Below are 24,900 nucleotides of genomic sequence, written 5' to 3' on the forward strand. Positions count from 1 at the left end.
CTCCGACGCCGCGACCGCGCGGCCCCATCTGCTCCGACCGCGCACGGCGAGCGCACCGGGCGCGGTCGGCCCGCGCCCATCCGGCTCCCATCCGGGCGCACCTATCCTTGTCGGGTGCCGCTGCACCCCACTCACCCCCTGTCCGACGGTCGCACCGCCGACTCCGCCCTCGTCCGGGCGCTCCGCGGCGACCGCCCCGAGCGCACCCCTGTCTGGTTCATGCGCCAGGCCGGGCGCTCGCTGCCCGAGTACCGCGAGCTGCGGGCCGGCGGCGACATGCTGCAGGCCTGCCTCACGCCCGAGATGGCGAGCGAGATCACCCTGCAGCCCGTGCGCCGGCACGGCGTCGACGCGGGCATCTTCTTCAGCGACATCGTCGTGCCGGTGCTGCTCGCCGGCGTCGACGTGCGCATCGTCGCCGGGCGCGGCCCCGTCATCGACTCGCCCGTCCGCTCGGCCTCCGACGTGCTGCGCCTGCGCCCGCTCGAGCCCGACGCGCTCGAGCCGGTGCGCGAGGCCGTGCGCCTCACCGTCGAGCAGCTCGGCACGACGCCGCTGATCGGCTTCGCCGGCGCGCCGTTCACCCTCGCCGCCTACCTCGTCGAGGGCGGGCCGTCGAAGGATCAGATGCGCGCCCGCGCCATGATGCACGCCGACCCGCACGCGTGGGCGGGGCTGCTCAACTGGTGCGCCGACGTCACGGGCGAGTTCCTGCGGGCCCAGGTCGAGTCGGGCGCGAGCGCCGCGCAGCTCTTCGACTCGTGGATCGGCTCCGTCTCGCGCAACGACTACGTGCGCCGCGTCGCCCCGCACTCCAAGCGCGCGCTCGACCACCTGCGCGGGTTCGACGTGCCGCGCATCCACTTCGGCCTCGGCACCGCGCCCATCCTGCGCGAGATCGCCGGTCTCGGCGTCGACGCGGTCGGCATCGACTGGCGCACCCCGCTCGACGAGGCCTCGGCCGTCTTCGACCATGCGATGCCGCTGCAGGGCAACATCGATCCGGCGCTGCTCACCGCTCCGTGGCCCGCGCTCGCCGCGCACGCCGAGGGCGTGCTGACGGCCGGTCTGAAGGCCCCCGCGCACGTGGCGAACCTCGGCCACGGCGTCCCTCCCGAGACCGACCCCGATGTGCTCACCCGCCTCGTGCGCCTCATCCACGGCGAGGAGCCCTCGCCGACCGCGGAGCGCGGCTGGTCATGACCGAGACCCTCGTGGTGGGAGCGGGCGTCGCGGGCCTCGTGCTCGCGCGCGAGCTCGTGCTGCAGGGTCGCACCGTGCGGGTGCTCGAGGCCACCGACCGCGCAGGCGGGCAGATCGCGCGTCACGAGGTGGCGGGCATCCCGCTCGATTCGGGGGCCGAGGCCTTCGCCACCCGCGGCGGCACCGTGCGCGCCTACCTCGAGCGACTCGGGCTCGCCGACCGCATCGTCGCGCCGCTCGACGCCCCGGCCTGGCTGCACGCGCGCGACGGGGTCACCGTGCCGCTGCCGCGCGTGAGCCTCATGGGCATCCCCTCCGCGCCGCTCGCCGAGGACGTCGTGCGCGTCGTCGGCCGCCGTGCCGCCTGGCGCGGGATGCTCGACGCCCTCCTCCCCGGCCCCCGCGGCGCGAACGCCGCGAGCCTCGGCGCGCTCGTGCGGGCGCGCATGGGCGACGGCATCCTCGAGCGGCTCGTCGCCCCCGTCGTCGAGGGGATCCACTCGAAGCACCCCGACGACCTGCCGGTCTCGGCCGCCCCCGGCCTCGTGCACGCGATGCTGCAGGAGAACTCGCTCGCCCGCGCCGTCACGCGGCTGCGGATCGACGCCCCGGCCGGCTCGCTCGTCGCCGGCCTCGAGGGCGGCATGGCCACCCTCGTCGACGCGCTGCTCGCCGAGCTCGACCGCTACGGGGTGCCCGTCGAGTACGGGGTGCGGGTGGCCGAGGTGCACCCCGACCACGTCGTGCTCGCGGCCGATCCCGATGCCGATCCCGCGACCCTCCGCATCGGGGAGGACGGGGAGCCGATCCCCGATCTGCGCCACGGCGAGATCGTCGTCGCCGCGCCCGGCCTCGTCGACCCGGCCGACGGTCGCCCCGCGGTCACGACGGCGACGCACCTCGTCACCCTGGTCGTGAACGCCCCCGAGCTCGCCGACTCGCCCCGCGGCACCGGCGTGCTCGTCGCCCGCGGCACCGCCGTGCGCGCCCGCGCGCTCACCCACCTCAGCGCCAAGTGGGCGTGGGTGCGCGAGGCCGCGGCGGGCCGCGAGGTGCTGCGGCTCAGCTACGAGTCCGCGCCCGAGGTCGACGAGGCGCTGCGCGACGCCTCCGCTCTGCTGGGCGTGCTGCTCACCCGGGCGCAGCTCGTCGACAGCGCCGTCACGACGTGGCAGCGCGCCGCACGCATCGCGGCGCCCGAGAGCATCCCCCTCGTCGGTGAGCAGATCAGCGGCACCGGTCTCGCCGCCGTCATCGACCACGCCCACCGCACCGCCGAAGAGCTGGGCGCCCGAGCCCGAGAGCAGGAGTCACTGTGAGCGACAAGACCGAGTACACCACCTACGTCGTGCTGCGCCGCGACCCGCGCCGGCCGGCGATGGGCGGCGGCATCGAGCGCGCCGTGAAGGAGGTCGAAGCCTCGGGCGTGACCATCCGCGGCTTCTACGACGTCAGCGGCATGCGCGACGACGCCGACCTGATGATCTGGATGCACGGCCCCGACCCGCAGGCGCTGCAGCAGGCCGTGCGCACCCTGCGCCGCGCCGACCTGCTCGCCGCCCTGCTGCCGAGCTGGATCGCCATGGGCGTGCACGTGCAGGCCGAGTTCAGCCGCAGCCACGCCCCCGCCTTCATGCTCGGCAAGGAGCCCAAGGGCTGGCTCTGCGTCTACCCCTTCGTGCGCTCGTACGAGTGGTACCTGCTGCCCGAGGACGAGCGCCGCGGCATGCTCGCCGAGCACGGCAGGCAGGGCAGCGCGTTCACCGGCGTGCTCGCCAACACGGTCGCGGCGTTCGCGCTCAACGACTACGAGTGGCTGCTCGGGCTCGAGAGCGACGAGCTCATGGATCTGGTCGACATGATGCGCGATCTGCGCTCCACCGAGGCGCGCCGGCACGTGCGCGAAGAGGTTCCGTTCTACACCGGTCGGCGCATCGGCGTCGACGAGATCGAGGAGGTCATCCGATGACGATCACGAACAACAAGCTCGACGAGCACGGCAAGGCCGTCGTCGTCGACCTGGTCGACGGCACGTACGCGGGCGAGCAGTTCGCCCGCGCGGCGACCGACACGGCGCAGCAGTTCGCCGTGCCGGGGCACGTCGAGCAGCCCGTCGCCTACGACGCGGTCATCCTCGCCGGCTTCGGCGGGCCCGAGGGGCAGGACGACGTCATCCCGTTCCTGCGCAACGTCACGCGCGGCCGCGGCATCCCCGACGAGCGCCTCGAGGAGGTCGCGCACCACTACCGCCACTTCGGCGGCGTGAGCCCGATCAACGAGCAGAACCGCCAGCTGCAGAAGGCGCTGCAGGCCGAGGCCGACCGCCGCGGGCTGGGTCTGCCCATCTACTGGGGCAACCGCAACTGGGACCCGTACCTGCCCGAGGCCGTGCAGCAGGCCTACGACGACGGCCACCGCACCGTGCTCGGCCTCGCCACGAGCGCCTACTCGAGCTTCTCGAGCTGCCGCCAGTACCGCGAGGACTTCGCCAAGGCGCTCGACGCGACCGGCCTCTGGGGCGAGATGCGCATCGACAAGGTCGGCCAGTTCTTCGACAGCCCCGGCTTCGTCGCGCCCTTCGTGACGGGCGTGGTGGATGCCCTGCGCGACCTCATCGCCCGCGGCAGCGACCTCGCCACCGCCCGGGTGCTCTTCGCCACGCACTCGATCCCGACCTCCGACGCCGAGCGCAGCGGTCCGCGGGATGTCGACTGGGGTGAGGGCGGCGCCTACGCCGCGCAGCACACCGCCGTCTCCGAGGTCATCATGGCCAAGGCGCTCGCCGAGCTCCGCGCCGACGAGACCCTCGGCGAGATCCCGGATGTCGAGTGGCAGCTCGTCTACCAGAGCCGCTCCGGCCCCCCCACGCAGCCGTGGCTCGAGCCCGACATCAACGACGCCATCGCTGACCACGCGACGGCCGGCGCGACGGCGATCGTCATGGTGCCGGTCGGCTTCGTGAGCGACCACATGGAGGTCATGTGGGATCTCGACACCGAGGCGATGGAGACGTGCGAGGAGCACGGTGTGATCGGCCTGCGCGTGCCGACCCCCGGCGTCGACCCCGTCTACGTCAGCGGGCTCATCGACCTCGTCGAGGAGCGCCTGACGGGCACGGCGAAGAACGACCGCGTGCGCGAGACCGAGCTCGGCCCCTGGTACGACGTGTGCCGCCCCGGCTGCTGCGAGAACGTGCGCGCGGGCTTCAAGCCCGCCATCTCGGGCCTGCAGCCGTGATCCGGCTCGGCACGCGCGGCAGTGCGCTCGCTCTCGCGCAGTCGCAGCGCGTCGCCGACTCGATCGCGGCCCGCACGGGCGAGGAGGTCGAGCTCGTCACCATCACCACGCAGGGCGACGTCTCCACCGCCCCGCTCGCGAGCATGGGCGGCGCGGGCGTCTTCGTCGTCGCCGTGCGCGAGGCCCTTCTCGCGGGGGAGTGCGACGTCGTCGTGCACTCGCTCAAGGACCTGCCGACCGCGCCGCACCCCGACCTCGTGATCGGGGCGGTGCCGAAGCGCGCCGACGCCCGCGACGCGGGCGTAGTCGCGGGCGGGGTCGCTCTGAAGGACCTCCCGGCGGGCTCGCGCGTCGGCACGGGCTCGCCGCGGCGCCAGGCGCAGCTGCGCCGCCGGTTCCCCGAGCTCGAGGTCGTCGAGATGCGCGGCAACGTCGACACCCGGCTCGCTCGCGTGCTCGGCGACAGGGAGGGCGTGGAGCACGACCTCGACGCCGTCATCCTCGCCGCCGCCGGGCTCGAGCGCATCGGGCGCGAGGGCGTCGTCACCGAGCATCTCGGCATCGACGGCTGGCCCACCGCGCCCGGGCAGGGAGCGCTCGCGGTCGAGACGCGCGCCGACGTCTCCGGCGCGCTCAAGCGGGCCCTCATCGGCCTCGACCACGCCTCCACCCGCACCGCCGTCGAGGCCGAGCGCGCCGTGCTGCGCAAGCTCGAGGCCGGCTGCTCGGCGCCGCTCGGCGCCCACGCCTTCATCGATGACGGCATGATGTTCCTCGCCGCGCGGGTCTACTCGCCCGAGGGCGAGCAGGTCTCGAGCGCGCACGCGCAGTACGTCGACGACTCCCGCACCCCCGCCGAGGATCTCGCGAACCGCGTCGTCGACGAGCTGCTGCAGAACGGCGCCGCCGACCTCATGCCGAAGGAGGGCGCACGATGAGCGATCTCGGGCCCAGCATCCGCCCCCGCCGTCTGCGCACGACGCCGGCCATGCGCCGCCTCGTGAGCGAGACCGATCTGCGCCCGCGCCACCTCGTGCTGCCGGTCTTCGTGCGCGAGGGGCTCGATGCCGCGCAGCCCATCGCCTCGATGCCCGGCGTCGACCAGCACTCGCTCGACAGCCTGCGCGCGCTCAGCGTGCGCGCGGCCGAGGCGGGGCTCGGCGGCCTCATGCTCTTCGGCGTTCCGCGCGCGCGCGACGCGGTCGGCTCGGGCGCGACCGACCCCGACGGCATCCTCAACGTCGCCACCCGCGCGATCGCCGCCGAGGTCGGCGACGCCCTCGTGGTGCAGACCGACCTCTGCCTCGACGAGTTCACCGACCACGGCCACTGCGGCGTGCTGGATGCTCAGGGCCGGGTCGACAACGACGCCACCCTCGAGCGCTACGCCGACATGGCCGTCGCGCAGGCCGAGGCGGGCAGCCAGCTGCTCGGCCTCAGCGGCATGATGGACGGCCAGACCGCGGTCGCCCGCGCCGCCCTCGATGCGGCCGGCTTTCCCGACGTCGCCCTGCTCGCCTACTCGGCCAAGTACGCATCCGCCTTCTACGGGCCGTTCCGCGATGCCGTCGAATCGGCGCTCGTCGGCGACCGCCGCACCTACCAGCTCGACCCCGGCAACGGGCGCGAGGGCGTGCGCGAGGCGATGCTCGACCTCGATGAAGGCGCCGACGTCGTCATGGTCAAGCCTGCGCTCGGCTACCTCGACGTGCTGCGGCAGGTCGCCGACATCTCGCCCGTGCCGGTGTGGGCCTACATGGTCTCGGGCGAGTACGCGATGATCGCCGCCGCCGCCAAGAACGGCTGGATCGACGGCGACCGCGCCCAGCTCGAAGCCCTCACCTCCATCCGCCGCGCGGGCGCCGACGCCGTGCTCAGCTACGCCGCCCTCGACCTGGTCGAGAAGGGACTCGTCACATGACCCGCTTCATCTCCGGCCGCACGCCGACGACCAACGCCGAGGCCTTCGAGCGCGCGCTCGTCGTGACGCCCGGCGGGGTCAACTCGCCCGTGCGCGCCTTCCGCTCGGTCGGCGGCACCCCCGTCTTCCTCGCGAGCGGCCACGGCCCCTACGTCGTCGACGTCGAGGGCACCGAGTACGTCGACCTGGTGGGCCAGTGGGGTCCGGCGCTGCTCGGGCACGCGCATCCCGACGTCATCGCCGCCGCCCACGAGGCCGTCGCCCGCGGTCTCGGCTTCGGCGCCTCCTCGACCGGCGAGGTCGAGCTCGCCGAGCTCGTGCTCGACCGGCTGACCCTCGGGGAGGGCGCCTCGGAGCGCCGCGGCATCGAGAAGCTGCGCCTCGTCTCGACCGGTACCGAGGCGACCATGACGGCGATCCGTCTCGCGCGCGGCGCCACCGGCCGGCCGCTGCTGGTCAAGTTCGCCGGGCACTACCACGGCCACTCCGACTCGCTGCTGTCGGAGGCGGGCTCGGGCATCGCCACCCTCGGCATCCCCGGTTCGGCGGGCATCACCCCCGAGACGGCCGCCCAGACGATCGTCATCCCCTACAACGACGAGGATGCCCTCGCGGAGGTCTTCGCCCTGCACGGCGACCGCATCGCGGCGATCATCACCGAGGCCGCCGCCGCCAACATGGGCGTCGTGCCCCCGAAGCCGGGCTTCAACCGCCTGCTCGGCGAGACCGCGCGGGCGCACGGCGCTCTGCTCATCGTCGACGAGGTCATGACGGGCTTCCGCTCGACGGCCGCCGGCTGGTGGGGCCTCGAGGAGGCCGCGGGCTCCGGCTACGACGCCGACCTCACGACCTTCGGCAAGATCATCGGTGGCGGCCTGCCCCTCGCGGGCCTCGGCGGTCGCGCCGAGATCCTCGACCTGCTGGCCCCGCTCGGCCCGGTCTACCAGGCGGGAACCCTCAGCGGGAACCCCGTCGCCGTCGCCACCGGTGCGGCGATGCTGCGCGGTGCCGGGCCCGAGGTCTACGACCGCCTGCCGCGCACGGCGCGCACGATCGCCGACGGCCTCTCGGCCGCGCTCAGCGCCGAGGGCGTCGCGCACACGGTCGCGTGGGCGGGCTCGCAGTTCTCGATCTTCTTCCGGCCGGATGCTCCGCAGAACTACGCGGAGGCTCAGGATCAGCACACCTGGCGCTTCGGGGCGTACTTCCACGCGATGCTCGAGCACGGGGTCTCGCTGCCCCCGAGCGTCTACGAGGCCTGGTTCGTCTCGGCCGCGCACGACGACGCCGCGATCGAGCGCGTGCTCGCCGCGGCGGGGCCCGCGGCGAAGGCCGCGGCGGCGGCGACGCCCGCGCTCTAGGAGCGGCCCGGAGGTCTTCCGACCGCGGACGCAGTGAGGGGCCCGCAGGACGGCGATCCGCGGGCCCCTCGGCCTGGTGGTGAGCCGGACGCTCGCGCGCCGGCCCCGGTCTGCGGCTAGCCGCGGGCGGCGACCGCCGCGGCGAGCTGGTCGACGACCTCGTCGAGGCCCCACGAGAGCGAGAGCGCGGTGGGCGGCGAGACCGACGAGATGAAGTCCTCGCCGATGAGGCGGGCGACGGCGCCCTCCTGCACGGCCGGCAGCGAGGCGGCGTACGCGCCCTCGGTGACGAGGTCGGCCTCGGCCTCGTTGGCGCCGTAGACGACGAGCACGTCCGAGACGAGCTCGCTCACCCGCTCGTACGAGAGCGTGAAGTAGAAGGGCGACTCGTCGGTGTCGAGCTCGTCGACGGCGGGGGCGTTGACGAAGCCGAGGTCGAGCATGAACTCGACCCGCGGGTCCTCATCGGCGTAGACGTAGAAGGTGCCGGCGGCGCTGTCCCAGGCGGTCGCGAGCATGAGGCCCTCGAACTCGGGGTGCGCGGCGGCGGCGTCGGCGATCTGCTGCTCGATGTCGGCGAGCACGGTCGCCGCCTCGTCCTGCCGCCCGAGCGCCTCGCCGGTGATGGTGACGATGTCCTTCCACGGGGTCGACCACGGCTGGTCGGGGTAGGCCACGACGGGGGCGATCTCGCTGAGCGTGTCGTACTGCTCCTCGGTGATACCGGAGTACTGGGCGAGGATCACGTCGGGGTCCGCGGCGGCGATCTCCTCGAAGGGGATGTCGGAGCCGGTGTTCGTGAGGATGGTCGGGGTCTCGTCGCCCGACTCCTCGAGGGCCTCGGCGACCCAGGGCAGGATCCCCTCCTCGTCGCCGCCGTAGGCCTGGAACGGCATGGCGACGGGCGTCACGCCCAGGGCGATCGCGGCGTCGGCGGTGGCCCAGCCCCAGGTGACGACGCGCTCGGGCGCCTCGGTGATCTCGGTCTCGCCGAAGGCGTGGCTGAGGGTGACGGGGAACGCGGCGTCGTCGGCACCGGTCGACCCGGTGTCGGTCTCGGCGGCGGTCGAGCATCCGGCGAGGGTGATCGCGGCGACCGCGATGAGGGCGGCGGCGGCGCGGCGGACGGGGGTGAGCACGGGGTGACTCCTGGAAGGCGGGCAGGCCTGGCGGCTGCGGTTGGTAAGGATAGGCTTACCTTACAACACGCCCATGGGTGTCGCCACCTGAGCGCTAGGGCAGGGGCTGGGATCGCGGCAGGATGACCGGCCGACCCGTATCCGGATCCTCCAGCACCCGCGCCTCGACGCCGAAGGCCCGCTGCACGACCTCGCCCGTCAGCACTTCGCCCGGCGCCCCGCGCGCGATGATCGCGCCCTCGGCCATGACGACGAGATCGTCGGCGTAGCGCGCGGCGAGGGTGAGGTCGTGGATGACGAGCACCACGGTCATCCCGCGGGCGACCTCGGCCCGCAGCACGTCGAGCACCTCGACCTGATGGGCGATGTCGAGCGCGCTCGTGGGCTCGTCGAGCAGCAGGATGCGCGGCTGCTGCGCGAGCGCCATCGCGATCCAGACGCGCTGCCGCTGGCCGCCGCTCAGCTCGTCGACGCGACGGTCGACGAGCTGCATGGCGTCGGTCGCCTCGAGCGCCGCCGCGACGATGACGTCGTCGTCGCTGCGGCGGCCGCGGAAGATGCCCTGGTGGGGGTACCGTCCGCGGGCGACGAGCTCGGCGACGCGGATGCCCTCGGGCGCGATCGGCGACTGCGGCAGCACGCCGATCGCCCGCGCGATGCGGCGGCTCGGGATGCGGGCCACGTCGACCCCGTCGAGGGTGACGCGGCCGGCCTGCGGCGGCAGCAGGCGGGCGAAGCCGCGCAGCAGGGTCGACTTGCCGCTGCCGTTCGCGCCGACCAGGGCCGTGAGCCGACCCGGAGCGATCTCGAGGTCGACGCCGGCGACGACCGTGCGCGCGCCGTAGGCGAGGGCGAGGCCCTCGGCCCGCAGCACGGGCGGTGACGATCCGTCGCCGGCGGCGGCGTGCAGCAGGTCGAGCGCGGAGCTCGGCACGGCGCTGCCGACAGGGGGCGCGGCGGGCGGCGCGGTGGGCACCGAGGCGCGGCGTGCGGCGGGGCTCATGGGCGGGGATCCTCTCCGGGGACGGCGGGGACGGCGGGGACGGCGGGGACGGCAGGGCGTGCCGCGGTCGCGGCCCCGCGCGCGGTACGGCCGGCAGACCCCCCGCGCCCGCCGCGGACGAGCAGCACGAGCAGCACGACCGATCCGGCGGCGCCGGTGATGAGGCCGACCGGCGGCTGGAACGCCCCCGGCACGAGATGCTGCGCGACGAGGTCGGCGACGACGATGACGGCGGCTCCGACGAGCGCGGCCGTGCCGAGCGCGGGTCCGCGCCCGCGCAGCCCGCGCGCGATCGGCCCGGCGGCGAAGGCGACGAAGGCGATCGGTCCGGCGACCGAGACCGCGGCGGCGGCGAGGATGCTCGACACGACCATCGCCCCCACCCGCGTGATGACGGGCCGTGCGCCGAGGGCGCGCGCCGAGCCGTCGTCGAGCGCCTGCGCGGCGAGCGGGCGCCGCGCGGCGACGAGCACGAGGCCGCAGACCGCGAGGGCGCCCCCGACGATGGCGACCTTCTCCCACGAGGGCGACCCGACCGAGCCGACGAGCCAGAAGTAGGCGCTCTCGGCCTGGGTGAGGGTGGCGCGGGTGAGGGCGTAGCCGACGATGCCGTTGGCGAGGAAGGCGACGGCGATGCCGATGACGACGAAGCGGGCGCCGCTGACGCCGCGACCGCTCGCGAGCAGCACGAGCGCGGTGGCGACGAGCGCCCCGACGAGGGCGGCGCCGGTGACGGCGGTGCCGACGAGGCCGGTGCCGAGCGCGAGCACGGCCGCGGCGGAGGCGCCGCCCGTGACGCCCACGATGTCGGGGCTCGCGAGGGGGTTGCGCACGACGGACTGCAGCAGGGCTCCGGCGAGGCCCAGCGCGGCCCCCACCACGAGGGCGAGGGCGAGGCGCGGCAGCCGCACGCCCTGCACGATGAACTGCGCGCCGCCCGCGCCGTCGAGTCCGAGCAGGCCGGCGACGACCTCGTCGAGGGGGAGGGCGACGGCGCCGAGCGCGAGCGAGAGCATCCCGCCCGCCACGATGACGAGCAGCAGCGCGCCCGCGACCAGGAGGCCGCGGCGGCGGTCGCGGCGGCGCCCGTGCTCGATCGCGTCGATGGTGGCGAGGCAGGCGGCGGGCAGGTGCGTCCCGTCGATGGCCGCGGGCGGGCGCGGGGTGGGACCGGGCGGGCGGACGGGGCCGCGCGCGAGAACGCCGGTCATGCGCGCGCCCCGAGGAGCGTGCGAGCGGAGGAGGGGAGCCGTGCGCCGGTCATGCGCGCAGCCCTTCGCGCGAGCGCACGAGCAGGATGAGGAGGGGTGCCCCGAGCGCGGCGATGACGATGCCGGCCTCGAGCTCGCCCGGAGGCACGACGAGGCGGCCGAACACGTCGGCGATGAGCACGAGGGCGGCTCCGGCGACGGCGGCGACGGGGATGCGCGCCAGGTGCGAGCCGCCGACGGCGACGCGGGCGGCGTGCGCCCCGACGAGGCCGACGAAGACGATCGGCCCGGCGATCGCGGTGGCCGCACCGGCGAGCACGACGATCGCGGCGATGGCGGCGGCGCGCGTCGGCGCGAGGCGGAACCCGAGCCCGCGGGCGACGTCGTCGCCGAGGGCGAGCGCGTCGAGGGCCCTGGCGAGCAGGGCCGCGCCGACGATGCCGACGGCGATGAGCGGCGCGAGCGCGAGGGCGCCGTCGAGGTCGCGGCCCGTGAGCGAGCCGACCGTCCAGAAGCGGTAGCGGTCGAGCGTCTCGGGGTCGCCCAGCAGCACGAGGGTCGTGATCGAGCTGAGGCCGGCGGTGACGGCGGCGCCCGCGACGACGAGCAGGGCGGGATCGCTGCCGACGCGCGAGGTGGCGGCGATCGCGGCGATGAGCGCCGCGGCGGCGAGAGCCCCGAGCAGGCTGAACCCGGCGAGCGCGACGACCGAGGTCACCCCGGCGGCGGCGATGCCGAGCACGACCGCGAAGGAGGCGCCCGCGGTGACGCCGAGCAGGCCGGGGTCGGCGATGGGGTTGCGGGTCACGCCCTGCATGACGATGCCGGCGACGCCGAGGGCCGCGCCCGCGAGCAGGCCGATCACGGTGCGCGGGATGCGCAGCTCGCGCACCACGACGGCATCGACCGAGTCGGGGCCGAGGGCCGCGGGGTCGACGAGCGCGAGCACCGCGACGATCGGGTCGGTCGCCCGCGCCCCGACGGCGAGGCTCAGGGCCACGGCGACGAGCAGGCCGCCGAGGAGGGCGCCGGCGCCGAGCAGGCGGCGCCCGCTGCGGATCCCCGGTCGCCGCGGCGCCGGAGCGGGCGGGGCGAGCGCGGGGCTGCTCGCGCTCACTGCCCTTCGCTGCGGCCGTGCCGCCAGTAGCCCATGAAGGCGACGTTCGTGCGGGCGACGCCGACCTCGCTGACCAGGTGGCGGCGCAGCAGCTTGACGCTCGCCGCCTCGCCCGCGATCCAGGCGTAGAAGTCGCCCGTGGTCGGGTCGACGGGGCTGTCCCAGAGCAGCTCGTGGTCGACGTCCACGTCGTCGAGGGCATCCGGCGTCGATCGCACGACGCTCGCGAGCTCGGCCGTGTGCCGCGGCAGCCAGCCGCGCACCGCCTGCATGAGCAGCTCCCCCCGCGGGGCGACGGCCTCGAAGCCCCGCGCGGTCTCGCAGCCGGCGTCGCGGGCGAGCCAGGCGATGCGCGAGGCGCCCTTCGGCACCACGTTCTGGATGTCGGCGCTCGACGGCACCTCGATGAAGGCCTGCGCGGTGACCCCGGGCTCGAGCGATTCCATGATCGAGCAGATGGCGGGCGCCGCGGTCTCGTCGCCGACGAGCAGCAGGTGGCGGGCCGCTCCGGGCCGCCAGTCGCAGCCGATGGTCGGGTCGGCGGTGCGGGCGTCGGGGCCGACGATGACGACGGCGTCGCCGACGGATGCCCGGCGCAGCCAGGCGGCGGCCGGCCCGTCCACCGCTCCCGGCACCGGCGGGTGCAGCACCATGTCGACGTCGAGCTGCCGGCGTCCGGGGCGGATGCTGCGCACCGTGTACGTGCGGAACGCGGGCCGCTCGCCCTCGGGCAGCGCGCGCCAGCGGGCGTACCAGCCGCCCTCGCGGATGCACTGCTCGTCGTGCTGGCCGAGATCGGGCATCCCGCCGCCCTCGAGGGGCAGCACGAGCTTGATGCGCTGATCGAGCCCCGTCGGCGCGAACACGTCGAAGTCGGAGCCCGTGAACGTCACCCGCACGAGGTGCGGGCTCAGCGGCAGAACCCGTTCGACGACCGCGGCGAAGGGGCGGTACGCGGGGTACTCGACGGTCGGCGCGGCGGTCGCATCGACGGCGGCCGGCATCGCACTCGCGGGTGAGGTAAGCATTACCTAAGTATGCAGGAACGCCGCGGCGACGCGCGAGTCGGGATGCCCTGGGAATAGTCTCCACGCAACCTGCAGGCCGCCCGTGCCCGCGACTACGCTGGGAGGCCGCGCACCGGTGTCTCACCGGTCGCGCGGCTGACGATACGAGGAGACGACTATGCGCGGAAAGATCCTGTTCCTGACCGGTATCGGCGTGGGCTACGTGCTCGGCGCGAAGGCCGGTCGCGAGCGCTACAACCAGATCAAGCGCACCGCCGACAGGCTCTGGAGCGACCCCCGCGTGCAGCAGCGCGTCGACCAGGTCGAGGACTTCGTCAAGGAGAAGGGGCCGGAGGTCGCCGAGTTCGTGGGCGACAACGCCAAAAAGCTCGCTTCGCAGGTGACCGGCCGCGGCTCGTCGAGCACCAGCGGCTCGAGCCGCTCGGGTTCCGGCACGGCGGCCAAGACCACGCGCTCGACCAAGAGCTCGACCGCGAAGGGCTCGAGCAGCTCGAGCTCCTCCTGATCGGCGCCGACATGACCGACCCCCGTCAGAGCGGCGAGCGCAAGGGCCTGTTCGCCCTCATCGCCGACGTGCCCCGACTGATCGGAGACCTCGTGCGCGCTGAGATCCAGGCGGCGAAGGATGAGATCGCCGGCAAGCTCAAGGCCGCCGGCATCGGCGCCGGGCTGCTCGTCGGCGCCGGGCTATTCGCGCTGCTCGCGCTCATCGTGCTGCTCTTCGCCGCGGTGCTGGGCCTCGCGACCGTGATGCCCGCGTGGGCCGCCGCCCTCATCGTCGGCGGTGCGCTGCTGCTCATCGCCGTGCTCGTCGCCCTCATCGGCATCGCCGCGCTCAAGCGCGGCGTGCCCCCCATGCCCACCGACACGATGGACAGTGTCAAGGAAGACGTCCGCGCCGTGCGCGGACTCAGGAAGTAGAGGCCAGCCATGACCGACGCCCAGAACCCCAGCAGCACCGAGAAGTCCATCGACAGCGCCGTCGCCCACGCGAAGGAGGCCGTCACCGACTCCGTGGAGGCGACCCGCGCGCAGCTCGAGCACACGCTCGACGCGATCGAGGACCGCCTCGACGTGAAGAAGCGCAGCGAGGAGCTCTACGCCAAGGCGCAGCGCTCGTACGACGAGAACCCCGTGCCGTGGATCGTCGGCGCGACCGCCGTCGCCGTGGGCCTCGTCGGGCTCATCGCCTGGGCCATCTTCAGCGACGACTGACCACGACGACGGAGCACGACGACTGAGCTGTGCGCGGCCCGAGCGCCGCTCGATCGCGCCGCCGCGTCATCCCCTCGCGCCGCCCCTCGCCGATTCGGCGGGTGGGCGGCGCGGCGGTTAACCGGATCGTGATGCTCTCGATTAGGGTTCCCGGCCGCACAGGGTGATGATGGTCGGGATGTCCCTTCCGAGCGATGCGATCATCGACCGCACCCCCACCGGGGCCCTGCCGGTGATCAAGCCCCTTCTCGGCTGGCGCGTGCTCGTTCCACGCGGCGGCAAATGGGGCGACGGCATTTCCGCCGCCCTGCGCACTCTCGGCGCCATCCCCGTCGTCGCCCCGCTCATCAACTTCGCCGGCACCGAGAACCCCGAGCAGCTGGCCGCCGAGCTCGACCGTCTGCAGTCCGGCGAGTACGGCTGGCTCGTCGTGACGAGCGCCACCACCGTCGACGTGCTCATGAGCCAGGGCGTGCGCCTGCCCGAGCGCACGCGCGTCGCCGCCGTCGGCGAGACGACCGCCCACGCTCTGCAGCTGGCCGGCTACCGGGTCGACTTCGTTCCCGGCGACCACTCGGCCCGCGGCCTCGTCAAGGAGTGGCCGGGCACCCAGGCCGACGGCCCCGTGCTCATCCCGCAGAGCGAGATCGCCGAGCCCACGCTCGTCAGCGGGCTCTCCGCCGCCGGCATCGACGCCCGCTTCGTCAGCGCGTACCGCACCATCGGCACCGCCGCCCCGGCGGCCGTCGTGCACGACGTCGCCGCCGGCCGCATCAACGCCCTGCTCGTCAGCTCGGGCAGCGTCGCCCGGCAGATCGCCGAGCAGTTCTCCCCCCTGCCGAGCAGCACGGTCTGCATCTGCATCGGCCCCCGCACGGCCTTCGACGCCCGCGCCGCCGGCCTCACGGTGCAGGGCATCGCCGAGGAGCGCTCGAGCGCGGCGCTCGTGCGCGCGCTCTCCGACTACGTGCTCGAGTCGGGCGACGTGCGCCCTCCCGCGGCCCGGTAGGCGGCGGGCGGCGGTACGACGCCTCGTATCGGGATGCCGCGGCCGGGGCATCCCGCACCATGCCGGCCGCATCATGCCGGCCGCGGCGGCGCCGACCGCGGCTCAGCCGGCGGCGGCTCAGCCGAAGAGCAGGGCGGCCTCGTCGTAGCGATCCTGCGGCACCGTCTTGAGCTTTCCGAGGGCGTTCTCGAAGGGCACGTGCACGATCTCGGTGCCCTTGAGCGCGACCATCTGGCCCCAGTGGCCGTCGTTGACGCTGCGCACGGCGGCCATGCCGAGGCGCGTGGCCAGCACGCGGTCGAAGGCGCTCGGCGTGCCGCCGCGCTGGATGTGGCCGAGCGTGGTCGCGCGGGTCTCGATGCCGGTGCGGTGCTCGATGAGCGGGGCGATCTGCTCGCCGATGCCGCCGAGACGGGGGCGGCCGAAGGCGTCGAGGCCGCGCTCGGAGTGCGGGTCGTCCATCGAGTCGAGCGTGAAGCCCTCGGCGACGACGACGAGCGGCGCGCGACCGCGGTCGTAGGCGCTCGTGACCCACTCCACGAGCTGGTCGAGGCTCGTGCGCTGCTCGGGGATGAGGATGGCGTGGGCGCCGGCGGCCATGCCCGAGTGCAGGGCGATCCAGCCGACGTGGCGGCCCATGACCTCGGCCACCATGCAGCGGTTGTGGGCGTCGCCCGTGGTGCGCAGGCGGTCCATGGCCTCGGTGGCGATGCCGACGGCGGTGTCGAAGCCGAAGGTGTAGTCGGTGGCGTCGAGGTCGTTGTCGACGGTCTTCGGAACCCCGACGATGCGCACGCCCTCGTCGGTGAGGCGCTTGGCGGCCGCGAGGGTGCCCTCGCCGCCGATCGCGATGATGGCGTCGAGACCGTTCTCGGTCATCACCTCGTTGATGCGGTCGACGCCGCCGCGGCCCTCGAAGGGGTTGGTACGGCTCGTGCCGAGGATGGTGCCGCCCTGCTTGCTGACGCCCTTCACCTCGTGCCGGCCGAGGGGCATGGTGTCGTTCTCGACGAGGCCCCTCCAGCCGTCCTTGAAGCCGAGGAACTCGTGGCCGTGCACGGTCTCGCCCGTCAGCACGGCTCCGCGGATGACGGCGTTCAGACCGGGGGCGTCGCCGCCCGACGTCAGCATTCCAATGCGCATAGCCCTATCTAAGTGCGTGCGGGGCGCTGCCGCGAAACGAGCGGGAGTCGTTCGCCCCCGATCGATCCTGGGGGCGGACTGTGCGATGGGCAGCGCTCCCCGTGGCCATGAGGAAGCGTCGCCGATACAGTCATCCCGGGCGGGATGCAGCACTCCTGCTCGTCCGACCGAATTCCGACCACCAGGAGCCCCGCCATGACCGACGCACCCCCTCCCGCCCAGCCCGCCTACAACCAGCAGCCCGCCGCCTACGGCATGAACGGCGCCACCGGCCCCGCGGGCTCGCCCTCGACCGGTGAGGACCCGGGTCGCGTGCTCGGCATCGTCGCCCTCGTGCTGGCGTTCCTCTTCTCCCTCGCCGGCCTCATCACGGGCATCATCGCGCGCAACAAGTCGAAGGCGGCCGGGTACTCCAACGGCTTCGCGAAGTGGGCCATCATCCTGTCGATCGTCTTCATGGTGCTCGGCGTGATCGCGGCCATCGTCCTCGTCGTGGGCGGGGCCGCGCTGGTCGGCGGCGCGATCGAACAGGCCTGCCAGGGCCTCGAGCCGGGCACCTACCCCACCACCACGGGCGAGAGCATCACCTGCCCGTAGTCACCGCGTCACCATGACGGGGCGGTCGGATGCGCGAGCATCCGGCCGCCCCGTTCCCGTCGGCGGGGCGGGATGCTCGCCGCGCGCTCCCGGGGGCCCGAGCCGGGCATCCTGCAGCCGGGGGCCGCGCACCGCGCGCTCAGCCGTCGCCCCTAGTTTTCTCGGCATGAGCACCTCCGCGCCCTCCCCGCTGCTCGCCCTCGGCGATGAGACCTACGTGCTGCTGACGACGACCCGCCGATCCGGCGTCGACGTGCCGACCGCGGTGTGGGTCGGACGCGACGGGGACGAGCTCATCGTCACGACCGCGGCGTCCGCCGGCAAGACGAAGCGCATCCGGCACACCTCGCGGGTCACCCTGCAGGCCTGCGATCGCGCCGGGAACCCGACCGCCGGAGCCCCGGTCATCGAGGGCCGGGCCGTCGTCGATGACAGCGATGCGGCCCGGGTGCGGCTCGACGCGCTCTTCGCCAAGAAGTACGGCGCCGCCTACAAGGCCATCCGCGCGATGAGCAGGCTGCGCGGCCGCAGCCGCTCCGAGTCGGTGGTGCTGCGCATCATGGAGCCGTGACGCCCCCGCCTCCCGCCGACCCGCGTGCGGCGACGCCCGACGCCGAGACCGAGGTGCGGCTCGACGGGCCCGCCGACCTCGTCGGCACGCTGTTCCCGCTGCGCCGCGGCGGGGGCGACCCGACCCTGCAGCGCCCGCTCGACGGCGGGCCGTGGGGCGAGCTGTGGCGCACGCAGCGCACGCCCGAGGGGCCCGCGACCCTGCGGCTCACCGTCGAGGAGTCGACGCAGGACTCGTCGTGCGTGCGGGTGCGGGCGTGGGGCCCGGGGGCGGCGTGGAGCGCGGCCCAGGCCGGCGAGCTGCTCGGGCAGGGCGACGACTGGGCCGAGTTCGACGGGCTGCTCGGCCGGCTCGCCGACGAGCCCGACGGCCCGGCGGGGCCGGCGGCATCCGCGCTCGCCGCGGTGCGCCGGCGCCGCCGCGGCCTGCGGCTGCTGCGCACGGGCATCGTGCTCGAGTCGGCGGTCGCGGCCGTGCTCGAGCAGAAGGTCACGGGCGTGGAGGCCCGGCGGGCGTGGCGCGGGCTCATCCGGCAGCACGGCGAGGTGCCGCCCGGCCCCGCTCCCGAGGGGATGCGGGTGCTGCCCGACGCCGAACGGTGGCGCAGCATCCCGGATCACGATTGGCATCGCGCGGGGGTCGGCCCGCAGCGCATGCGCACCATCCGGCGCATGGCGGCCGTCGCTCCCGCGCTCGAGCGCACGCTCGCCCTCGGCCGCGGAGGTGAGGCGGTCGCGCGGGCGCTGTGCTCCATCCCGGGAGTGGGGGAGTGGACGGCCGCCGAGATCACCCAGCGCGCCCACGGCGACGCCGACGCGATCAGCGTGGGCGACTACCACCTGGCGCACGTCGTCTGCCACTGGTTCACGGGCGAGCGCGGCGACGACGCCGACATGCTGCGCCTCATGGCGCCCTTCGCCGGGCACCGTCAGCGGGTCGTGCGGCTCATCACCGCGAGCGGCGTCGCCGAGGAGCGCCGCGGACCGAAGATGACCATCCAGGACCACCGAGCGCACTGAATCGGCGTCACGACCGGGCGGCGGTCGTGCGATCCCGCCGGTCGCGGGGGCGGGATGCCCGGCCCGCGCTGTGGGGCTGCCACAGCCGGTCGGCCCGCGCCCGTGCAGGGGCGTAGCGTCACGCGGGTGAACATGCTCTTCCGCCTGCTGCTGCTCAGCATCCGCGCCCGCTTCCGGGAGCGCCTCGCGCCCACCGACGTCGCCCGCACCGCCTTCCGCGTGCTGCCCACCGACCTCGACGTGCTCAACCACATGAACAACGGCGTGTACCTGTCGATCATGGATCTCGGCCGCATCGACCTCATGGCCCGCTCGGGCGTCTGGCCGGCGCTGCGCCGCCGCGGCTACTACCCGGTCGTCGTGAGCTCGACCATCACCTACCGCCGCTCGCTCGAGCCGTGGCAGCGCTTCGTCGTCGAGAGCCGCATCGTCGGCCTCGACGACGTCGCCGGCTACGTCGAGCAGCGCTTCGTGCGCGACGGCGAGATCTGCGCGCGCGCGATCGTCAAGGCGCGGTTCCTCAAGAAGTCGGGCGGCAGCGTGCCCATCCCCGAGCTCGCCGAGCTCTTCGGGCTCGACCCCGACGACCACCCGCTGCCCGACTGGCTCGCCCAGTGGAGCGCCGACACCGCCCTGCCGCCGCGCCGCGAGCCGACCCCGAGCGTCTGGAACTGATCGCCGCCTGAACCCCCGCCGCCGAGCGTCTGGCCGCGAGCGGGATGCCCCGCTAGCGTTTGCCGCATGCCCGACGCCGTGTCCGCCCCCGCCGACCCCGCCCGCCGCCCCCGCTCCGTCTACGGGGTCGGGGAGGAGCCCGAGGTGCAGGCCTCGCTCGCCAACGAGCGCACCGCCCTGAGCTGGATCCGCACGGGAATGGCGCTCGTCGCCGGCGGTATCGCGCTGGCGACCCTCGCGAGCTTCGGCGACCTGCCCGTCGTCATCATCGCGATCGCCGGGCTCGCGAGCCTCGGCGGCGGCGTGCTCGCCGTCTGGGCGCTCGTCTCGTGGCGCCGGGTCGAGCGAGCGCTGCGTCGCCGCGAGCCGCTGCCCTCGCCCTCCGCCTTGCCGTGGCTCGTCGGCGGAGTGGTCGCGGTCGCGCTGTTCCTCGCCGTGTTCTCGGGGTTCGAGGCGTTGCAGGCGGTGCCGTGACCGACGGCGCGACCGCGGGCGAGCCGTCGGCCGGGGCCGGTGCCGGTGCCGGTGCCGCGCCGGCGGGTCGGCCCCGCGTCGGCCGCGCCCCCGTCGATCGCACGAGCCTCGCCTGGCAGCGCACCTCGGCGACCGCCGCGCTCGTCGCCCTCTTCGCCGCCGTCACCGCGGTGCGCCTGGGTGAGCCGGCCGTCGGCATCGCAGCGACCGTGCTCGCCCTCGTCGGCCTGATCGTCGGGGCGACGACGCCGCGGGTGCACCGCTCCACGGCGGATCGCCGCGACCCCTGGCCGGTGATCGTGCGGGCGGCCGTGGTGCTCGCGCTGAGCGCGGTCGTCGGCATCATGCTCGCGATCGCCGCGCTCGCCGGCGGGTAGGGAACGGTCGCGCGTCCGTCGCTCTCGGCGGGGCAGCCGCTAGAGCCCGGCGCGCTCCTCGAGCACGGCCATCGCCGCGTTGTGGCCGCCGATCGCGCTGACGGCGCCCCCGCGCTGCGCGCCCGATCCGCAGAAGTGGATGCCCGCGAGCCCCGTGCCCACGCCCCAGCGCTCGGCCGGCGTGCCGGTGGGCGCGTCGTCCTCGAGCCACGGCCACGACAGGTCGCCGTGGAAGATGCTGCCCCCGGGCAGGCGCAGCGCGTGCTCGAGGTCGCGGGTGGTCTTCGTCTCGATGCAGGGATCGCCGTTCGCGTCGCTCAGCAGCAGCGACTCCACGGGCTCGGCGAGCACCGAGTCGAGCGAGGAGAGCACCGCCGCCTGCAGGGTCTGGCGCATGGCGTCGTTCGTGGCCTCGGTGACGAGCCGGTCGGGGGCGTGCAGGGCGAAGACGGTGAGCGTCTGGGCTCCGCTCGCCCGCAATTCGGGGCCGAGGATGCTCGGGTCGGTCAGCGAGTGGCAGTAGATCTCGGCCGGCAACGGATCCGGCACCCGGCCCGCGGCGGCCTCGTCGTAGGCGGCCTGCAGCTGGCGGAAGGTCTCGTTGATGTGGAAAGTGCCGCCGAAGGCCGCCTCGGGGGCGAGCGCGGCATCCTTCAGGCGGGGCAGCCGGCTGAGCAGCAGGTTCACCTTGACCTGGGCGCCTTCGGCGGCGGGGGATGCTGCGCCGAGGCCGCCGTCGTCGCCCGAGCCGGTGGCCAGCAGTCGGGCCAGCTCGGCCGGCGAGCAGTTCACCAGCACCTGGTCGGCGGCGATGCGGCGCTCGCCGCCGGCCTCCCTGACGGTGACCACCCGATCCCCGTCGAGCGCGACGACCTCAGCGCCGGTCGTGAGCCGCGCCCCGGCGAGCCGGGCGGCCCGCGCGAGCTCGCCGCTCACGGCGCCCATGCCGCCGACGGGCACGTTCCAGGCCCCCGTTCCGCCGCCGATCACGTGGTAGAGGAAGCAGCGGTTGGCGAGCAGCGAGGCGTCGTCGTTGGGGGCGAAGGTGCCGATGAGCGCGTCGGTGTAGACGACGCCGCGCACGAGGTCGTCGGCGAAGGTCTCGGCGATCGTGGTGCCGACGGGGCGCTCGATGAGGGCATCCCACAGGGCGTCGTCGCCGACGGCCGCGCGCGCCTCGGCGCGGGTCAGCAGCGGGTCGGTCACCGTCGGGAACAGCGCGCGGGCGAGCCGCCCGGTGCCCGCGTAGAAGCGCTGCCAGGCCTCGGCGTCGGCGGCCGCGCCGAGCGAGGCGAAGCTCGCGGCCGTCGCCGCCGGGTCGTGGTCGTCGACGAGCAGGCCGCCGGCTCCGTGCGGGTTCGGCGTGTACGAGCTGTAGCGACGCGGGGCCAGCGCGATCGAGAGACCGAGGTCGTCGATGACCTTCTGCGGCAGCAGGCTGACCAGGTACGAGTAGCGGCTGAGCCGGGCATCCACCCCCGGGAACGCCTGCGCCGAGACCGCGGCCCCGCCCAGCACGTCGAGCCGCTCGAGCACCTCGACGTCGAGCCCCGCCTTCGCGAGGTAGGCGGCCGCGGCGAGGCCGTTGTGGCCGCCGCCGATGATGACGACGTCGCGCCGTTCGGTCACGGGATGCTCCTCCTCGAGTGCGGCGGGCGTCGCCGCCTCGCCAGCCTACGTCGGGGGTGCCGCCCGACGAGAGGTCAGGCCGCCTCGAGGGTGAAGAACAGGAAGCACACGAACGCCGTGCGCTCGCCGCTCGCGATCCGCGGGGGCATCAGCTCGCTCGGGGTCTCGGGCGAGGGCGCCGGCTCGTCGACGGCGAGCACGTGGAACCCGGCCTCGACGAACGATCGGGTCATCGCGCTGAGGGGGCGGTGCCACATGGTGAGAACGGCGGGCACGCCGTCGAACTCGAGGTCCTCCGAGTACTGGCGCGTGGCGAAGTAGTCCTCTTCGGGGAAGTTCACCGTGCGCACGAAGGGGTGGTTGACGGAGACGAGCAGCCGGCCGCCCGGGGTGAGCACGCGGCGGAGCTCGGCGAGGGGCGCGCTCCAGTCCTCGAGGTAGTGCAGCACGAGGGAGGCCGTGACGACGTCGAAGGCGTCGTCGGCGAAGGGCAGCGGCGCCGCGAGGTCACCGACGTGCAGCGGCACCCCGTCGCCCAGCCGCTCGCGGGCGAGCTCGATCATCGCGGGGCTGCCGTCGATGCCGGTCACCTCGGCACCGCGGGCCAGCAGCTCGGCGGTCAGCGGGCCGGAGCCGCAGCCGGCGTCGAGCACGCGCAGCCCGCGGACATCCCCCGCGAGCTCGAGCATCGCGGGCCGCTCGTAGTAGGCGTTCAGCAGGCTGGAGGTGTTCTCCGCATCGTAGGTGCGGGCGAAATCGTCGTACTGGTCCGGCTTCATCGGCGTTCCTCTGATCGGCGACCTCGAGTCGGCGAGATCGGGCGGGGTGGCGCTTCTTCCCGTCGAGGGTAGGGGATGGGAGTCAAGCAGTGCTCACGAAGACGTCCGTCGGCTGGCCTGCATTCATCCGAGCGGCGGCGAGGAGGATGCCCTTAGGCCGAGGTGAGCGTCGACTCCGAGTCCTGACGTCTCGACGACGCGGCGAGGGTGGGGCGCACCCGCGCGAGGATCACCGCCCCGACGACGCCGATGACGGCGGCGACGATGAGCGACGGCGCGGCGATCTCGGGAATCGTGAGCGCCATCCCGAAGATTCCGATGCCGTACTCCGCCATCTCCGCCGGGCGGGAGAGCAGCACGCGCGTGCCGGCGGCAGACGACACCGCGGTGATGAAGGCCGGTCCGATCCAGAGGGCGGCGAGGCTGACGACGGCGGCGGCGATCCGCCCCGGCGTGCGGAAGCCGCACCAGGCGATCGCGCACCCGACGAGCACGGCGGGCATCCATCGCAGCATGAACGGCAGAACGAGTGCGATCCCCTCGGGGCCCGCGATCAGCAGCTCCCGCAATCCCGTTCCCACCCACGTGGACGCCACGATCGCCGCGAGCGCGAGCGCCATGGTGGCGCCGGGAACCGGGGCCCTCGCGACGAGCAGCAGCACCAGCATGCCCACGAGCATCCCGACGACGCTGACGGCGATGAGCAGGCCGAGATAGAGGGATGCCCGGGTCGAGGTCTCGAGCACGCTCGCCGTCGCGGCCGCCGACTGCACGATCGCGACGACCTGCACGAGCACCATCGCGGCGGCCATCGCCAGGGTGCCGAAGCGCGGTCGGCGGGGAGCGAGCGCTCGCGAGACCAGCCCCGTGATCGCGGGGCCCACGACCAGCAGGGCGACGATCGAGAAGAGGAAGTACTGGTTGAACGGCAGCAGCACGAACGGCAGCGGTCCGGCGAGCTGCGCGTCACCGAGGTTCTGCAGAAGAAGCTGCCCGCCGGTCGACAGCCAGGGCAGCAGCCCCAGCACTGCACCTCCCGCGCCGAGCGCGATCCAGAGGGCGAGAGGCGAGGATCGGTCGGGGATCGTCATGCGGGGACTCTACCGACGCGAAGCGCGCTCGTGCCGAAGTCGTGTTCCGGGAATGGACTCACCCCGCGAAGTCGACCGCCTCCGCGAGGATCGCCCGCACCGCGACGATCGCCGGGCGCGCCGCCGAGGTCGCCCGCGCGGCCGTGAACACCGTGCGCTGCGGGTCGCCCTCCAGCGCGAGCAGCGGCACCCGCGGCTCCGCCCCGCCCCACACGAGGTCGGGCAGCAGCGCGACGGCGTGCCCGGCCTCGACGAGCCGGATGTGCGCCTGCAGGTCGGCCGTCTCGAACCGCACGTCGGGCTCGAAGCCGGCGAGCCGGCACTGCTGCTCGGCCCAGTGGCGCGAGGCGGTGCCGCGGGGCTCCATGACCCAGGCGGCGCCGGCGGCGTCGGCGATCGACGGGATGCTCGGCAAGGGCATCCCGTCAGCGCCGGACCGCGCCGGCACGCCCAGCCGCAGCGCATCCCGCAGCAGGGGCACCCGGTCGAGCTCCGCCCGCCGCGGAGCGGCGTGCGCCGGGTACTCCTCGGCGATGACGAGGTCGAACTCGCGCGCCCAGACCTCGTCGAGGGCGCTCTCGGGCTCGCGCTGGGTGATCTCGACGCGCAGCTGCGGGTGGTGCTCGGCGAGCAGGCTGAGCGCGCGCGGCACGATGCCGAGGGCCGCCGACTGGAACACCGCGAGCCGCACCGTGCCGCCGACGGTCGAGGAGCTCGCGGCGAGCCGGCTCTCGAGCGCCTCCATCTCGTCGAGCAGGCGGGCGGCACCCTCGACCAGCAGGGCGCCCTCCGGCGTGAGCTGCACGCGGCGGCCGGCGCGCTCGAGCAGCGGAGTTCCCGCCTCCTGCTCGAGCAGGGAGAGCTGCTGGGAGATCGTCGAGGGGCTGTAGGAGAGCGCGCGGGCGACGGCGTGCAGGGTGCCGCGGCGCTGCACCTCGCGCAGCAGGCTGAGGCGGCGCAGGTCGAGCACGGGCATCCCTTCGTCACGGAGGGCGGCGTCGGGGGCCGGTGCCGCCGTCGCAACCGTTCGATCCATCCGAACAATACCGTGCAGTATTCATCGCTTCCGCCGACGACCCGCGCGAGCGCACACTGTGGATG

The 24,900-nt window shown here is 74.4% G+C and carries 28 protein-coding genes; 17 read left to right on the top strand and 11 right to left on the bottom strand.

The genetic code is table 11. The features are described 5' to 3' along the window. The first annotated feature begins 114 nt into the window (after positions 1 to 114). The 7 genes from hemE to OVN18_RS05185 are packed head-to-tail and all read left to right on the top strand — an operon-like array spanning position 115 to position 7,722. Positions 115 to 1,203 (top strand): uroporphyrinogen decarboxylase, encoded by a 1,089-nt coding sequence (gene hemE / locus OVN18_RS05155; protein WP_267782396.1) that lies wholly within the window; start codon positions 115 to 117, stop codon positions 1,201 to 1,203. Beyond that, positions 1,200 to 2,522 (top strand): protoporphyrinogen/coproporphyrinogen oxidase, encoded by a 1,323-nt coding sequence (locus OVN18_RS05160; RefSeq protein WP_267782399.1) that lies wholly within the window; start codon positions 1,200 to 1,202, stop codon positions 2,520 to 2,522. Before hemE ends, OVN18_RS05160 begins: the two co-directional genes overlap by 4 nt. Continuing rightward, positions 2,519 to 3,172, top strand: a complete 654-nt coding sequence (gene hemQ / locus OVN18_RS05165) for a hydrogen peroxide-dependent heme synthase (protein WP_324287737.1) — start codon at positions 2,519 to 2,521, stop codon at positions 3,170 to 3,172. Before OVN18_RS05160 ends, hemQ begins: the two co-directional genes overlap by 4 nt. Beyond that, entirely contained in the window at positions 3,169 to 4,440 is a 1,272-nt protein-coding gene (locus tag OVN18_RS05170) for a ferrochelatase (protein ID WP_267782402.1), read from the top strand. The genes hemQ and OVN18_RS05170 overlap by 4 nt, the downstream gene beginning before the upstream one ends. Continuing rightward, positions 4,437 to 5,378: a hydroxymethylbilane synthase gene (gene hemC, locus OVN18_RS05175; RefSeq protein ID WP_267782405.1), complete on the top strand. Its 942-nt coding sequence runs from the start codon at positions 4,437 to 4,439 to the stop codon at positions 5,376 to 5,378. Before OVN18_RS05170 ends, hemC begins: the two co-directional genes overlap by 4 nt. Next, positions 5,375 to 6,361: a porphobilinogen synthase gene (gene hemB / locus OVN18_RS05180; protein ID WP_267782406.1), complete on the top strand. Its 987-nt coding sequence runs from the start codon at positions 5,375 to 5,377 to the stop codon at positions 6,359 to 6,361. Before hemC ends, hemB begins: the two co-directional genes overlap by 4 nt. Beyond that, on the top strand, positions 6,358 to 7,722 hold the full coding sequence (locus OVN18_RS05185; protein ID WP_267782409.1) for a glutamate-1-semialdehyde 2,1-aminomutase: 1,365 nt from the start codon (positions 6,358 to 6,360) through the stop codon (positions 7,720 to 7,722). The genes hemB and OVN18_RS05185 overlap by 4 nt, the downstream gene beginning before the upstream one ends. A 116-nt stretch (positions 7,723 to 7,838) precedes the next feature. On the opposite strand, the gene OVN18_RS05190 is transcribed toward OVN18_RS05185, so the two are convergent. From OVN18_RS05190 to OVN18_RS05210, 5 genes are all read right to left on the bottom strand, one after another. Next, entirely contained in the window at positions 7,839 to 8,861 is a 1,023-nt protein-coding gene (locus OVN18_RS05190) for an iron-siderophore ABC transporter substrate-binding protein (protein ID WP_267782410.1), read from the bottom strand. Between the two features lie 94 nt (positions 8,862 to 8,955). Beyond that, the gene (locus OVN18_RS05195) at positions 8,956 to 9,864 is read right to left on the bottom strand and encodes an ABC transporter ATP-binding protein (RefSeq protein ID WP_267782412.1); all 909 of its coding nucleotides are present in this window, start codon (positions 9,862 to 9,864) and stop codon (positions 8,956 to 8,958) included. Then, entirely contained in the window at positions 9,861 to 11,075 is a 1,215-nt protein-coding gene (locus OVN18_RS05200) for a FecCD family ABC transporter permease (protein WP_267782414.1), read from the bottom strand. Before OVN18_RS05200 ends, OVN18_RS05195 begins: the two co-directional genes overlap by 4 nt. Before the next feature lie 49 nt (positions 11,076 to 11,124). Then, positions 11,125 to 12,192: a FecCD family ABC transporter permease gene (locus OVN18_RS05205; protein WP_267782416.1), complete on the bottom strand. Its 1,068-nt coding sequence runs from the start codon at positions 12,190 to 12,192 to the stop codon at positions 11,125 to 11,127. Then, entirely contained in the window at positions 12,189 to 13,220 is a 1,032-nt protein-coding gene (locus OVN18_RS05210; protein ID WP_267782418.1) for a siderophore-interacting protein, read from the bottom strand. Before OVN18_RS05210 ends, OVN18_RS05205 begins: the two co-directional genes overlap by 4 nt. A 157-nt stretch (positions 13,221 to 13,377) precedes the next feature. Between OVN18_RS05210 and OVN18_RS05215 the strand changes: the two genes are divergently transcribed. The 4 genes from OVN18_RS05215 to OVN18_RS05230 all read left to right on the top strand — a co-directional run bounded on the left by OVN18_RS05215 (position 13,378) and on the right by OVN18_RS05230 (position 15,444). Beyond that, entirely contained in the window at positions 13,378 to 13,725 is a 348-nt protein-coding gene (locus tag OVN18_RS05215; protein ID WP_267738537.1) for a YtxH domain-containing protein, read from the top strand. A gap of 11 nt (positions 13,726 to 13,736) precedes the next feature. Continuing rightward, a complete protein-coding gene (locus OVN18_RS05220) occupies positions 13,737 to 14,141 on the top strand; it encodes a phage holin family protein (RefSeq protein WP_267782420.1) in 405 nt (134 codons plus the stop codon). Positions 14,142 to 14,150: 9 nt separating this feature from the next. Next, positions 14,151 to 14,435, top strand: coding sequence for a DUF3618 domain-containing protein (locus OVN18_RS05225; RefSeq protein ID WP_267738539.1), 285 nt, complete (start codon positions 14,151 to 14,153; stop codon positions 14,433 to 14,435). A 178-nt stretch (positions 14,436 to 14,613) separates the two neighbouring features. Next, entirely contained in the window at positions 14,614 to 15,444 is an 831-nt protein-coding gene (locus OVN18_RS05230) for a uroporphyrinogen-III synthase (protein WP_267782423.1), read from the top strand. A 117-nt stretch (positions 15,445 to 15,561) separates the two neighbouring features. Here OVN18_RS05230 and OVN18_RS05235 read toward each other — a convergent pair whose 3' ends face one another. Further along, positions 15,562 to 16,587, bottom strand: coding sequence for a 6-phosphofructokinase (locus OVN18_RS05235; protein WP_267782425.1), 1,026 nt, complete (start codon positions 16,585 to 16,587; stop codon positions 15,562 to 15,564). A 195-nt stretch (positions 16,588 to 16,782) separates the two neighbouring features. On the opposite strand from OVN18_RS05235, the gene OVN18_RS05240 reads away from it, so the two are divergent. Next, positions 16,783 to 17,184, top strand: coding sequence for a DUF4190 domain-containing protein (locus tag OVN18_RS05240; RefSeq protein WP_267738541.1), 402 nt, complete (start codon positions 16,783 to 16,785; stop codon positions 17,182 to 17,184). Here OVN18_RS05240 and OVN18_RS05245 read toward each other — a convergent pair whose 3' ends face one another. Further along, positions 17,185 to 17,352, bottom strand: a complete 168-nt coding sequence (locus OVN18_RS05245; RefSeq protein ID WP_267782426.1) for a hypothetical protein — start codon at positions 17,350 to 17,352, stop codon at positions 17,185 to 17,187. On the opposite strand from OVN18_RS05245, the gene OVN18_RS05250 reads away from it, so the two are divergent. The 5 genes from OVN18_RS05250 to OVN18_RS05270 all read left to right on the top strand — a co-directional run bounded on the left by OVN18_RS05250 (position 17,351) and on the right by OVN18_RS05270 (position 20,300). Further along, entirely contained in the window at positions 17,351 to 17,755 is a 405-nt protein-coding gene (locus tag OVN18_RS05250) for a PPOX class F420-dependent oxidoreductase (RefSeq protein ID WP_267782427.1), read from the top strand. The two genes, OVN18_RS05245 and OVN18_RS05250, sit on opposite strands and share 2 nt — an antisense overlap. Continuing rightward, complete coding sequence (locus OVN18_RS05255; protein WP_267782430.1) at positions 17,752 to 18,774, top strand: DNA-3-methyladenine glycosylase family protein; 1,023 nt, start codon at positions 17,752 to 17,754, stop codon at positions 18,772 to 18,774. The genes OVN18_RS05250 and OVN18_RS05255 overlap by 4 nt, the downstream gene beginning before the upstream one ends. A gap of 132 nt (positions 18,775 to 18,906) precedes the next feature. Further along, positions 18,907 to 19,449, top strand: coding sequence for an acyl-CoA thioesterase (locus OVN18_RS05260; RefSeq protein WP_324287806.1), 543 nt, complete (start codon positions 18,907 to 18,909; stop codon positions 19,447 to 19,449). 66 nt (positions 19,450 to 19,515) lie between these two features. After that, positions 19,516 to 19,923, top strand: coding sequence for a YidH family protein (locus tag OVN18_RS05265; protein WP_267782436.1), 408 nt, complete (start codon positions 19,516 to 19,518; stop codon positions 19,921 to 19,923). After that, positions 19,920 to 20,300: a hypothetical protein gene (locus tag OVN18_RS05270; RefSeq protein WP_267782438.1), complete on the top strand. Its 381-nt coding sequence runs from the start codon at positions 19,920 to 19,922 to the stop codon at positions 20,298 to 20,300. The genes OVN18_RS05265 and OVN18_RS05270 overlap by 4 nt, the downstream gene beginning before the upstream one ends. Positions 20,301 to 20,339: 39 nt before the next feature. Here the strand turns inward: OVN18_RS05270 and OVN18_RS05275 are convergent, their stop codons facing one another. The 4 genes from OVN18_RS05275 to OVN18_RS05290 all read right to left on the bottom strand — a co-directional run bounded on the left by OVN18_RS05275 (position 20,340) and on the right by OVN18_RS05290 (position 24,769). Beyond that, positions 20,340 to 21,929, bottom strand: coding sequence for a phytoene desaturase family protein (locus OVN18_RS05275; RefSeq protein ID WP_267782440.1), 1,590 nt, complete (start codon positions 21,927 to 21,929; stop codon positions 20,340 to 20,342). 74 nt (positions 21,930 to 22,003) lie between these two features. Next, positions 22,004 to 22,708 (bottom strand): class I SAM-dependent methyltransferase, encoded by a 705-nt coding sequence (locus tag OVN18_RS05280; RefSeq protein WP_267782443.1) that lies wholly within the window; start codon positions 22,706 to 22,708, stop codon positions 22,004 to 22,006. Between the two features lie 152 nt (positions 22,709 to 22,860). Beyond that, positions 22,861 to 23,799 carry a hypothetical protein gene (locus OVN18_RS05285; protein ID WP_267782445.1) on the bottom strand — a complete coding sequence of 313 codons (939 nt, stop codon included), beginning with the start codon at positions 23,797 to 23,799 and terminating at the stop codon, positions 22,861 to 22,863. Positions 23,800 to 23,857: 58 nt separating this feature from the next. Beyond that, positions 23,858 to 24,769 carry a LysR family transcriptional regulator gene (locus OVN18_RS05290; RefSeq protein ID WP_267782926.1) on the bottom strand — a complete coding sequence of 304 codons (912 nt, stop codon included), beginning with the start codon at positions 24,767 to 24,769 and terminating at the stop codon, positions 23,858 to 23,860. Positions 24,770 to 24,900 lie beyond the last annotated feature (131 nt).

It is taken from the genome of Microcella daejeonensis (assembly GCF_026625045.1).
In the GTDB taxonomy this organism is placed as follows: Bacteria; Actinomycetota; Actinomycetes; order Actinomycetales; family Microbacteriaceae; genus Microcella; species Microcella daejeonensis.